This is a genomic window from Brevibacillus panacihumi W25, assembly GCF_000503775.1.
GTDB classification, from domain to species: Bacteria; Bacillota; Bacilli; order Brevibacillales; family Brevibacillaceae; genus Brevibacillus; species Brevibacillus panacihumi_A.
In genome coordinates this window covers 199,380-211,426 of sequence record NZ_KI629785.1, presented here as the reverse complement: position 1 = coordinate 211,426, position 12,047 = coordinate 199,380, and the positions used below count along the sequence as shown (strand labels likewise).

Below are 12,047 nucleotides of genomic sequence, written 5' to 3'. Positions count from 1 at the left end.
ATACAAATGTACAGAAACGTTGTATGGAGGAGGTAACGAAATGTCGGGTTCAGACAAAGATCTACAGTGCCGAGAACTGATCGCGAAAGCCGTTTGCGGCAAAGGCCATAAATTTTCTTCGACTACCCACACTATTATTCCGTCGCAAACTCCTTCGACGATCCTGGGTTGCTGGATTATCAACACCAATTTCCAGGCAGAGAAAGTCGGAGACGCGGTTGAAGTATCTGGAACGTATGACGTCAACCTGTGGTTCTCGTTTGCAAATAACACGCAGACTGAAGTCAAGCGGGAAACTGTCAAGTTCTCCGTACTCGTTCCGCTTACGTTCTTCGACAAGAACTGCAGAGGGGATCTGGAAATCGTAGCTCGCGCAATTGAGCAGCCCAAGTGCGTCAAAGCTGAGTTGAGTGGCGGCGGTACGATCACAGTCCGAGTAGAAAGTGAATTTGCTGTAGAAGTAATTGGAGAAACAAAAGTCTGCGTTGTTGTCTGCAACAATTGCGACGACAAGGACTTCCATCTCTTGGGCGACTTTGAAGAGAACAGCGACGAATTCGACGACTTTGATTCGTCAACACTGCTCGACGAGCTGGACTAAAGAGGAGAGGCATATCTCCTCTTTTTTTTCATTTATGCACGTATTCTTGCTCTGGTCGCTATTCTGAGGAGCATGAGGGACTCACTTTTTCTGGGCGCCAACATAGGCTATAGAATCAACGAATGGAGCGTGAGGGCAATGATCATGCGTGTATCGGCCAGCGATGCCCGGCTATCCGTGGTGAACAGGGCTCAGCTCATGACGGCTAATGTCAAGGAAGCAGTGAGTTTCTTACGGCGTCCGCAAGCGGGCAGATGGCTTCTGCACTTGAGCGGCCTTCCGGTAACGGCAAGGAAAAAACCCCTTCCCGGGTGGCGTGCTTACCTGGTCAGCTTGTATCAGGATCACATTTTGGAAGTGACTCGCCGTGCCGAGCAGCCGCAATGGCTCCGAGAGACTTGGGAACAGACTGACTCTGAGCCGATTTCCTGGCCCACTCAGGACCCGGAAGTGAACCTGGTCAAAAATCTGGCAACGCGCAGCTTGTATGCGGCAGGGATCGATGCGGGCCAGGTGCTCATTTACGCTGTATCCGCTCATCGTGCCAAGGTGGCAAGCATTACTCCTGACTGGCCTGCAGAGTCAGCGGATGTTTTTTTGCGGCGCGCCCGAGAATCGTGGCAAAAAAGGCAAGCCATGCACAACCAGGAACTGCTGTTGCTAGGAGCTGACCCGGAATTCGCATTGAGACGAGAAGACGGGGGGATGGCCCTGGCATCTGATTATCTGAAGATAGCAGGTATCGTGGGCTGTGATACCACTCGCTACCGGGAAGAGCTTGCTATGCATCAGCATCCGGTCGCGGAGCTTCGTCCCGAGCCTCAAGTTCATCCTGATCTGTTGTTCGAGGCTATCGAGAAGGCGCTGAGACTGGCTCACCAAAAAATAACAGAACGCAGCATCCAATGGCTTGCGGGAGGTATGCCATTTGAAGGCTACCCGATAGGGGGACATATCCACTTTAGCGGACTTACTCCTACCTTTGCACTGCGCAGAAAATTGGATGCCTATCTGGCTCTGCCGCTTGTTTTGATAGAAGACGGAGGATGTCTTCGGCGCAGAGAACGCTACGGATTTCTGGGAGATGTGAGAGAGAAAGCGTACGGTTTTGAATACCGGACTTTGCCAAGCTGGCTGGTCCACCCCGTCCTGACACGCGGAATTCTTCATCTGTCGCGTCTGATTGCGACCCATCATGATCGGTTGCGTGCGGCGCCACACGTACAGCCTCAGCTCATCAGAGCCTACTATCGCGGAGAAAAAGAAACATTAATCTCCTATGTCGGACAGATATGGAGAGAGCTTCGCGCATTACCCGGTTATCGCCCCTCCCAGGTTCATTTGGATCGGTACTTTACGCACCTGCTCTCAGGGGAGACCTGGGCTGCTGATCAAGATTTGCGCATCGCGTGGAAACTGGTCTAGGGTGTGCTGGAATCTTTCAACTTTCCCTCTGAATCATGGTATAATAACAAACGAGATTTTCATGTAGGAGAAGAAACCAATGGCTGAATATACCCCCATGATTCAACAGTATCTGGCGATCAAGAAAGATTATCCGGATACTTTCTTATTTTTCCGATTGGGAGATTTTTACGAACTCTTTTTTGAGGATGCTTTGCTGGCTTCTCGTGAACTGGAGATTACTCTGACCGGACGGGAGGGAGGCGGGGCGGAACGCATCCCCATGTGCGGTGTTCCCCATCATGCAGCAGACGGCTATATCGCCGAGCTGCTGAAAAAGGGGTACAAGGTGGCTGTCTGTGAGCAGGTCGAGGACCCGAAAGAAGCGAAGGGTGTCGTCCGTCGCGAGGTGACCCGGGTCATCACACCGGGGACGATGATGGAAGGCAAATGGCTGACAGACAAAGAGAATAACTATATGGCCGCCATCGCGGAGGTCGAAGGGAGAAGCGGTGTAGCCACCTGCGACATGAGTACAGGGGAGATGTACGTCACTTCCTTGTCGGGCACCGGACAGTTGGTGCTGGATGAAGCATTGCAGTTCCGCCCCAAAGAGCTTGTTTTCTACGGGCTTGCAGAATACCCGAAAACGACGATTCCCACTGCGATGATCGAGAACAGCCAGCTTGATCCTTTTGCTGTCGATACGCAGTATCAGGAACAGGCGAAGGAACTCGACCTGGCGATGCGTACCGCTGTCAATGCCCTTTTGTACTACATAGGAACCACACAGAAACGAAGCCTCGCTCATATGCGTCTTATCAAGCGTTACGATGCGAGACAGTACCTGCAGATGGACGGCTTTTCGCGGCGCAACCTGGAGCTGACCGAAACCATTCGCGACAAGACGAAAAAAGGCTCCCTGCTGTGGCTGTTGGATCGAACAGAGACAGCGATGGGCGGACGTCTGCTGCGCCGCTGGATCGAGCGTCCCCTGCGCAATATCCAAGAGCTGACGGCCCGTCTGGAGGCAGTCGAAGCACTAAAAGGTGATATGCTTCTGCGTTCGGATTTGCGTACGTGCCTGGATCGCGTCTATGACCTCGAGCGTTTGGCAGGCAGGATCTCGTACGGGAACGCCAATGCGCGCGATCTGGTGCAGCTGCGCCTCTCCCTGGAAGCAGTCCCTCAGCTTAAGCAGCTGTTGCTGCAAACAGATGCGGCTGTGTTGCGCCAAATGGCTGCCGAGATGGATGAGTGCGAGGATCTCGTCGCCGTTTTGCGCAAGGCTTTGGTGGATGATCCGCCGTTATCCGTGCGGGAAGGGGGCATCATCCGCACGGGGTACGATGCTTATCTGGACAAGCTGCACACCGCAAGCAGGGAAGGGAAAACCTGGATCGCCCAGCTCGAGCAGCGCGAACGCGAAGCGACTGGAATTCGTTCCTTGAAAGTCGGTTATAACAAAGTGTTTGGCTATTATATCGAGGTGTCAAAAGCCAACATCCCCCATGTACCGCCGGGACGCTATGAGCGAAAGCAGACCCTGACCAATGCAGAGCGGTATATCACGCCTGAACTAAAAGAGCAGGAAGCCCTGATTCTCGAAGCAGAAGACAAAATGATCGAGCTGGAGTACCAGCTTTTCTCGGCTGTTCGCAATGAGATGGCCAAACAGATCCCCCGGATACAGGAATTGGCAGAGCGAATCGCAGCAGTGGATGTTCTGCAGGCCTTCGCGACCGTCAGCGATGAGCGCGGGTATGTGCGGCCGCAGTTTTCCGAAAATGGGGAGTACGCCATTGAAGATGGCCGTCATCCGGTGGTGGAAGCCGTCTTGGATCAGGAGAAATACGTTGCCAATGACGTGCAGATGGATCCACACAAACGCCAAGTCCTTTTGATCACAGGTCCGAATATGGCAGGGAAGAGCACGTATATGCGCCAGATCGCGTTGATTACCGTGATGGCGCAAATTGGCTGCTTTGTTCCGGCCAAGTCTGCAACCTTGACACTGGTCGATCAGATTTTTACCCGGATTGGTGCGGCAGATGATCTCGCCGGGGGCCATAGCACCTTTATGGTGGAGATGCTGGAGACCAAGCACGCGCTGCAAAAAGCAACGGCACAAAGCTTGATCCTGCTCGATGAGATCGGACGGGGAACCTCGACCTATGACGGGATGGCTCTGGCCCAGGCAGTGATCGAGTACATTTGTGAAAAAATTGGTGCCAAGACGCTGTTTTCAACGCATTATCATGAGCTGACCGGATTGGCTGACATCCTGAAAGGTGTTGTCAATGTAAACGCTCGATGTGAAGAGCGGGAAGGAAAGCTGTTGTTTTTGCACCGGATCGAAGAAGGCAGGGCCGATAAAAGCTACGGAATTCACGTAGCCGAACTAGCCAAGATGCCGGAATGGGTGATTGATCGCGCCCGCAAGATTCTGGAAGGTCTGGAGGCAGGTGCTGCAACATCTGCGTCCGATGTGCAAATGTCGTTTGAGTCCATGTGGAGCGCACCTGTCGCAGCAGTGCGCGAAGAAGCTCCTCCAGCACCAGCATTGCCGCCGGAAGAACAGGAAATCATGGCAGAGCTGCGTGAATTGGATTTGAACCAAACGACTCCGATGGATGCAATGCTTAAGCTGTTTGAGTGGAAAAAACGTCTGAAATAAGGCAGGCCGGAGCGAGAAAGGAGGAGCGGCATGGGTGTAATCAAGCTATTGGATGAGCATTTGGCTAATATGATCGCAGCGGGTGAAGTCGTAGAACGGCCGGCTTCAGTCGTAAAAGAGCTGGTGGAAAATGCAATCGATGCGGGGGCACGCCATATCGAAGTCCATGTGGAGGAAGGCGGTCTGGAGCTGATCCGCATTGTGGACGACGGGCAAGGGATGGACAGAGAGGACTGCCGACTCGCATTTGAGAGACATGCGACCAGCAAAATTGGCTCTACGCGGGATTTGTTCCGGATTCGTACGCTTGGCTTTCGCGGTGAGGCGATGCCCAGTATCGCCGCTGTCTCGCGCGTCGAACTGACCAGCAGTCCTTCCAGCAGTCAGGTCGGAACCTTGCTTCGGATCGAAGGCGGACAGATTGTGGAGGAGAAGGATGTCGCCACGGTCAAAGGGACAGAAGTATGTGTACGCAGCCTGTTTTACAATACGCCAGCCCGCCTGAAATACATGAAATCAATCGCGACAGAGGTTAGTCACATCTCGGATTTTGTCAACAGGCTTGCCTTGACGCATCCCTCTATCGCGTTTACCTTTACGCATAATCAAAAGACTCTGCTGCAAACCTCGGGCGATGGAAAGCTGCTGCATGTGATGGCAGCGATCTACGGGGTGCAAATCGCCAAGCTGCTGCTCCCCATCTCGGGGGAGACGCTGGATTTTCGTTGGAGCGGCTTCATCTCCAAAACCGAGGTGACGCGAGCGAATCGTTCGTATCTGTCGACCCTCGTCAATGGGCGTTATGTGCGCAGTCTGTCATTGAACCATGCGATTTTGCGCGGTTACCACACCTTATTGCCGATCGGACGCTATCCAATCGTCGCTATGCAAATTGAGATGGACCCGACATTGGTCGATGTAAACGTCCATCCGGCAAAGCTGGAGGCTCGCTTCAGCAAGGAAGAGGAACTGTGCAACGCGATGGAACAATCGGTGAAGGAAACCTTGCGCCAAGGTTTGGGGATCGTCCGTCCCATGGGGACCCAACCTAAGGCGAAAGTCGTGACTCAAGTCGAGCAGCCGCAGTTTGAGTTGCAGTTTGCCCCTCAAGCTGTCACACTGGCAAAAGAACGGGATGTCGTCATGCCAAGCAATTCTGACATGTCAAAAAGGCGGCCGTATGTGAGTCGAGAATTCTTCGAAGAGCCGACGTCGAGCGCAATGCAAGCCCCTACGGCGATGACCACCACAACCATGGCAGAAGAGCCGTCTCCACCGGCGATCAAAGAATCGGGTGCAGGATACAATGAATGGCCAAAAGCAGCTAGTGAAGCAAATGTCATGGAGCAGGAACCGACTATGCCGGAGCCAGTTGCTGCGCTGCAAGTGCCGATTGCAGCCGCCGAAGAGGCGGAGGGGGAAGCAGATGAATCGGCAGTCCCTGTTCTTTATCCGGTCGGGCAGGTTCACGGCACGTATATCGTTGCACAGAACGACACCGGGATGTACCTGATTGACCAGCACGCTGCGCAGGAACGGATTTTTTATGAGTACTTCATGGAAAAGCTGCGGCAGGAAAGCGTGGCCAGCCAGCTCATGCTCTTTCCCCACACAGTGGAGTGTACGGCTGCGGAAGCGGTGCGGCTGGAAAAACGGTTGCCGCTGCTGCAATCTTTTGGACTCGAGATCGAGACCTTTGGCAGCAGAACTTTTCTCGTACGTGCCCATCCCCACTGGTTTCCGGAAGGCGCGGAGCTTGAGGTCATCGAGGAATTGATCCAGTTTGTTTTGGAGGCTGGAGAGCATGTCCAGGCTGACGTAGCTTTGATGCGGGAGAAGGCAGCCATCATGATGTCGTGCAAGGCTTCAATCAAGGCAAACCGCTTTTTGACGCATGCCGAGATGGAAAGCCTGCTCCAACAATTGCGGACGACTACCAGTCCCTTTACTTGCCCCCATGGCAGACCGATCATCATTCATTTTTCCGGTTATGATCTGGAAAAGATGTTCAAGCGAGTCATGTAAATCAGGCAGTACGGGTAACAGACGCAACAGGCAGGAGTGGAACACAGCAATGATTATAACCACCGGACTTGAACCTGACCAAAACACCCTGAATCACGCAGACCAGTTGGCGGAGCGCTTCGGATTGCGTGTGCAGAAGCGGGGAGATCTGTCCTTGCAGGAACTGCGAAGACGTCATGGTGAGGATGAACTTCTCGTTGTCTCTGCACGGGGAGCGAGGTTGGAGGTACCGGGCAAAAAGCCATTCTTTTTTCATCCTAATACGGCTGCTTTTCGTATAAAGCGCCTTGTGCGCGGTGATACTGATACTATGCTTGCTGCTTGCCAAATTCATCCAGGCGATCACATTTTGGATACTACGATGGGTTTGGGCGCGGACGCTATTGTATTTGCCTATGCTGCAGGAGCAGCGGGACGAGTCGTCGGTATTGAATCGCAGCCGTTGATCGCGATCCTGGTCGAAGACGGGTTGAAGAGGTGGACCTCTGAAGCAGTCGAGTTGTGTGAAGCCATGCGGCGGGTGGAGGTTCGCTGCGGCAATCATCTGGAGCTGTTGCAAGACATGCCGGATGATTCCTTTGACGTCGTGTACTTCGATCCGATGTTTGAAACGACCGTGGAAAGCTCGACGGGGATCGCAGGAATTCGCGAGCACGCCAATACGGACTCGTTACACGAGGATGCGATTCATGAAGCTTTGCGGGTCGCAAGAAAACGGGTCGTAATCAAGGAAGGCAAAACGAGCCGCCTGCACGAAAAATTCGGATTTACGCCTGTTCGCGTTCGTGGTCAGCATGTCGTGTACAGTTACAAAGAGATAGATGGAGGGGAGTGACTTTGCAACGAAAAGAAAAGCTTGTCGTGATCGTAGGCCCGACAGCAGTAGGGAAGACAGACCTCAGTCTGGAGTTGGCTGAACAGTTCGATGGAGAAGTCATTTCGGGAGATTCCATGCAGGTATACCGCGGCATGGATATTGGCACGGCGAAAGCGTCGCCGCAGGATTTGGCCCGCGTTCCCCATCATCTGATCGATATTATCGAACCGTCAGAGGAGTACTCTGTAGCGCAGTTTCAAGAGAGCGCCACAAGACTCATCACACAGATCAACCAGCGAGGACACCTTCCTTTTATCGTCGGCGGTACGGGCCTCTACATAGAATCCGTTACACATCGTTTTCAATTCTCGCAATCACCCCAAGACCCGGAATTGCGTGATCGTCTGCAGCGCCTGGCGGACACGGAAGGGGTAGAAGCCCTGCATGCGCGTCTGGCGAATATCGATCCCATTACGGCGGAGCGCCTGCATCCCAATGATGTCAAGCGTGTCATCCGGGCTCTGGAGGTCTTTGAGAGCAGCGGGTATAAGATGTCCGATTTTCAGCTTCGAGCCAAGCAATCTCCTTATGATCTCGTGATGATCGGTCTGACGATGGAACGCGAAAAATTGTATGAGCGGATTAATCATCGGGTCGATCTGATGATAGAGGCGGGTCTCGTGGAGGAAGTGCGCCGATTGCTGGATCAGGGGTTGGATGCCTCTCTCGTGTCCATGCAGGGATTGGGGTATAAAGAAGTGATCCCCTATCTGTATGGAGAAATTACACTGGAGAAAGCCGTGAATGACATTAAACAGCGAACGCGTCACTTTGCCAAACGCCAATTATCCTGGTTCAGGCGAATGAGTGAAATCGAGTGGTTTGACATGACGGATCCAGCCGATAAGCCGCAAGTCGAACAAACTATCAAGCATATATTGGCAGGAAAGTTTCAACAATTGCCGAATATATAACATACAAGTCCTTTTAGGGGGTAGTGTCCATGAAACAGACGATCAATATTCAAGATACGTTTTTGAATCATTTGCGGAAAGAAAACATCGCGGTCACCATCTATTTGGTGAACGGATTTCAATTGCGTGGCTACATTAAAGCATTCGATAATTTCACGATTGTGATTGATAGCGAAGGCAAGCAGCAACTCGTATACAAGCATGCGATCTCCACGTTCACCCCGCAACGGCCAGTATCGCTGATGTCACAGGAAAACAACCAGCAGTAACCAGGATAGCCCCGGAAAAAAGAGCCCAGAAAAAAGACAAGGAAGTTGCAACGAGCATCCTTGTCTTTTTTTCAAGCGTTTTTTCGAGAACGAATCAAAAAGGTATTCACGAGCACCGCGCAAATAGTCGTAGCCGCAATGACGATCCCCATCGGTACAGCCGTCGAGCTTCCCCCGATACCGACAAGAGGAGCCACCAGTCCGCCGCTGATGAAGGAGATCAAGCCTTGCAAGGCTGATGCGCTTCCCGCCGCTTGGCTCTGGTTTTGCATGGCGAGGGAAAATCCCGTAGCTCCCACAATCCCGACACTGGAAACCACGAAAAACAATGGAACGAGAAGTGCGAACAGATTGCCTTGCAACAAGATCATTGCGAGCAGAACCAGACCGCTGACGGTAGCTAGTGAAATGCCGAAAATGAACAGCTTCAGTTCTGTCACCTTCCCGGCCAGACGTCCTGTAATCTGGCTGGCGAGAATGATGCCCAAGCCATTGACAGCAAAAATGACGCTGAACATCGCGGGTGATACGCCATAAATCTCTTGAAACACGAAGGGAGAACCCGATATATAGGCGAACATCGCGGCAGTCACGAGTCCTTGGGCAAGGGCATAGCCCATAAAGTTGCGATCTTTCACCAGGCGAGCAAAAGTGGATAGCGTGTTGGATAATCCAGCTTTCGAGCGCCTCTCGGTGGGCAGCGTTTCTGGAAGTCCAAACATGACTACCACAAACATGAGCACGCCGATTAGACTGAGGACGATGAAAACCCCTTCCCAGGAGGTAAAGTGAAGCAGTTGTCCGCCAAAAATCGGAGCGGCGATGGGCGCTACCCCATTGACGAGCATCAGGAGGGCAAAAAACTTGGTCAACTCACTTCCCTCATACATGTCTCGGACCATTGCACGGGCGATTACAATACCTGCTGCTCCGGCCAAGCCTTGAATGAAACGGAGCAAGACGAAGGTCCAGATGGATGGGGCTACCGCACAGAGAATCGAAGAGATGGCATAAATAATGAGTCCGACCAACAGAGGGCCTCTACGGCCACGTACGTCACTGATGGGTCCGGCGAAAAGCTGGCCTACGGAGAGTCCGATCAGGCATGCCGTCAGACTGAGCTGAACCATGGAGGTACTGCTCTGCATGTTCTCCGCGATGATGGGCAGCGCAGGCAGGTACATATCCAGGGAGAGTGGACCGAATGCTACCAATGATCCTAAAACAATTGCCATCCATAATCGGCGTGACCGATTAGCCGAAAGCTCGGGAGCTTCCAATTTTTTGGCAGTTTCCGTCATTTTGAATGTCAAACCTTTCTCTTTAAAGTGTGCATGGGGCAAGGAGTTTTATTCCTCCTCCGAATCCAAGAGCAGATGCAAGGAGCGGTGTTCTTCATAGAAATCATTCATCTCTAATTGGATTTGCAACAGCATGCGTCCGAACTGCTCCTTTTCCTCCTTGCTGAATGTTTGAAAACATCTGGACTCCAACTCGCGCATTACTTCCTTGACGCAGCTGGCAGCATGGCGCCCTTTTTCCGTCAAGTAAACCCGCGAGATCCGATGGTCGTTCGGATCCGTCTGTCGCTTGACGAGACCGTTTTTTTCCATCCGGGTCAGCATGCTGGTGACGGTAGCCGGTTTGCTGTGAATATGCGCAGCCAAATCCTTCTGAATCAGTCCGTCGGTCTTGGCCAATCGCAGCAAAATCGGTGGTTGCCCAGGAAAAACCTCGTATTTTTGTATGAGCAAATCGACATTTTGCCGATGTTGCTTCAGCACTCGTTTCATCAAAACCGTAAGCGACTCCGAGTGATCATAATCCTCCACGATGTTCCCTCCAATTAGTTAGCATGCTAATTAATCGCAACTATAGCGGATGAACGGGAAAGTGTCAATACGCAGGTTGCAAGGTTGGCGCTTCTGATTCATACTTCAGAATAGCAAGTTATGATAATCGCAAGGAGCATTTGCCATGATGAAGAATGAACAGATCAAAGCAAGTGAAGTGCAATTGTTTGGGATAGACGGGGAAGAACGGGGGATCGTGGAGACCAAAGAAGCGTTGCGCATTGCCCGTGAGTTGGGAGTGGATTTGGTCTGCCTGTCATTTGCGAGCAGTCCTCCGCCTTGCCAGCTTGTACGCCATGCTGATTTCAAAGCGAAAGCCGACAAGGAAAAAGCAAAGAACCGAAAGCAGGAAAAGGGTGCCAAGGTGAAAGAAATTCGCTTGAGCGCTTTCATCGAAGATCATGATTACGATACCAAGAAGCGGCAAGCGGAGCGAATTTTGACCTCCGGTGACATCGTGCAATTGGTGGTACGACTGGAGAAAAAAGAAAGCCAGGAGGCCAAGCAGATCATCGAGCAGTTGGTCCGGGATCTGGCTCACTTCGGAAGACAGGAAAAGGGAATTCAGGTGAGCGGCAAACAGGTGATGGCCGTCATGAAGCCTTTGGATTGAGGCTGGATTATGCCGTTTACGTTCGCTCATCCCGCCATTGTATTGCCATTTTACAAGAATCGCTGGTTTTCCTTTTCTGCCTTGGTATTCGGGAGCATGTCTCCCGATTTTGAGTACTTTCTGCGCATGCAGCCATACAGTGTTTACAGCCATACGATTGCAGGCTTGTTTTTCTTTAACCTGCCACTTGTTTTTGTGATTTCCTTTTTATTCCACCTGGTGGTTAAATGGCCTATGCTCACTTGTCTGCCAGAATGGTGCCGAAAAGGCTTGTTGCCGCTGGCGATGACAGCGTGGCGTCCCACATCATGGCGATCAATCGTGATTTTTGTTTATTCTGCCCTTTTGGGAAGCTTGAGCCATATTGTCTGGGACTCCTTTACCCATCAGGGAGCTTACGCTGTAGACAATCTGGCTTTCCTCCAGGAAACGCTGTACGTAGCGGGTAGAGAGGTTCCGGTGTTCAAGTTCTTCCAGCATGGGAGTACGTTGCTGGGTCTCGGGGCCATTGCAATCCATCTCAGTCGTCTTTGCTTCATGAACAGGAGGCTGTCCTTCCAGCGGGTCTGCACACCCTTGCAAAAATGGCTTTACTGGATATGTGTCGGCGGCGTTGGTGTTGTCTTTGCAGGCATTCATTCCCTGGTCAAGAAGGGAGTGCTGCCTTTTTCTGATCTACTGTCGAGCATCGTTCCATTTTTGTCTGGAAGCTTGCTTGGATTGCTCATTGTCTCGTGGCTTTGGGACAGGTGGGTGTCAAAAAATAGGGCAGGTTTGCCTCTTTGATGAGTATACTATGGTATGACCAAGAGGC

Annotated in this window: 11 protein-coding genes; 9 read left to right on the top strand and 2 right to left on the bottom strand. The window is 52.1% G+C overall.

From position 1 onward, the window contains the following. Positions 1 to 40: 40 nt before the first annotated feature. The 7 genes from cotE (at position 41) to hfq (ending at position 8,767) form a co-directional block, all read left to right on the top strand. Complete coding sequence (cotE, locus tag T458_RS41915; RefSeq protein ID WP_023557055.1) at positions 41 to 601, top strand: outer spore coat protein CotE; 561 nt, start codon at positions 41 to 43, stop codon at positions 599 to 601. 138 nt (positions 602 to 739) lie between these two features. Next, positions 740 to 2,026, top strand: a complete 1,287-nt coding sequence (locus tag T458_RS41910) for a putative amidoligase domain-containing protein (RefSeq protein WP_023557054.1) — start codon at positions 740 to 742, stop codon at positions 2,024 to 2,026. Between the two features lie 79 nt (positions 2,027 to 2,105). After that, positions 2,106 to 4,682, top strand: coding sequence for a DNA mismatch repair protein MutS (mutS, locus tag T458_RS41905; RefSeq protein ID WP_023557053.1), 2,577 nt, complete (start codon positions 2,106 to 2,108; stop codon positions 4,680 to 4,682). A gap of 30 nt (positions 4,683 to 4,712) precedes the next feature. Then, the gene (gene mutL, locus T458_RS41900) at positions 4,713 to 6,707 is read left to right on the top strand and encodes a DNA mismatch repair endonuclease MutL (protein WP_023557052.1); all 1,995 of its coding nucleotides are present in this window, start codon (positions 4,713 to 4,715) and stop codon (positions 6,705 to 6,707) included. 49 nt (positions 6,708 to 6,756) lie between these two features. Then, positions 6,757 to 7,542 (top strand): class I SAM-dependent methyltransferase, encoded by a 786-nt coding sequence (locus tag T458_RS41895; protein ID WP_023557051.1) that lies wholly within the window; start codon positions 6,757 to 6,759, stop codon positions 7,540 to 7,542. Then, the gene (gene miaA / locus T458_RS41890) at positions 7,539 to 8,498 is read left to right on the top strand and encodes a tRNA (adenosine(37)-N6)-dimethylallyltransferase MiaA (RefSeq protein WP_031305817.1); all 960 of its coding nucleotides are present in this window, start codon (positions 7,539 to 7,541) and stop codon (positions 8,496 to 8,498) included. Before T458_RS41895 ends, miaA begins: the two co-directional genes overlap by 4 nt. 29 nt (positions 8,499 to 8,527) lie before the next feature. Continuing rightward, positions 8,528 to 8,767, top strand: a complete 240-nt coding sequence (gene hfq, locus T458_RS41885; protein ID WP_007719110.1) for an RNA chaperone Hfq — start codon at positions 8,528 to 8,530, stop codon at positions 8,765 to 8,767. Between the two features lie 71 nt (positions 8,768 to 8,838). Here hfq and T458_RS41880 read toward each other — a convergent pair whose 3' ends face one another. After that, entirely contained in the window at positions 8,839 to 10,068 is a 1,230-nt protein-coding gene (locus T458_RS41880; RefSeq protein WP_031305815.1) for a multidrug effflux MFS transporter, read from the bottom strand. A gap of 48 nt (positions 10,069 to 10,116) precedes the next feature. Continuing rightward, positions 10,117 to 10,599: a MarR family winged helix-turn-helix transcriptional regulator gene (locus T458_RS41875; protein ID WP_023557048.1), complete on the bottom strand. Its 483-nt coding sequence runs from the start codon at positions 10,597 to 10,599 to the stop codon at positions 10,117 to 10,119. Positions 10,600 to 10,744: 145 nt separating this feature from the next. Here T458_RS41875 and infC point away from each other — a divergent pair, with 145 nt between their 5' ends. Beyond that, on the top strand, positions 10,745 to 11,233 hold the full coding sequence (infC, locus tag T458_RS41870; RefSeq protein WP_023557047.1) for a translation initiation factor IF-3: 489 nt from the start codon (positions 10,745 to 10,747) through the stop codon (positions 11,231 to 11,233). 9 nt (positions 11,234 to 11,242) lie between these two features. After that, a complete protein-coding gene (locus T458_RS41865; protein ID WP_023557046.1) occupies positions 11,243 to 12,019 on the top strand; it encodes a DUF4184 family protein in 777 nt (258 codons plus the stop codon). The last annotated feature ends 28 nt before the right edge of the window (positions 12,020 to 12,047 follow it).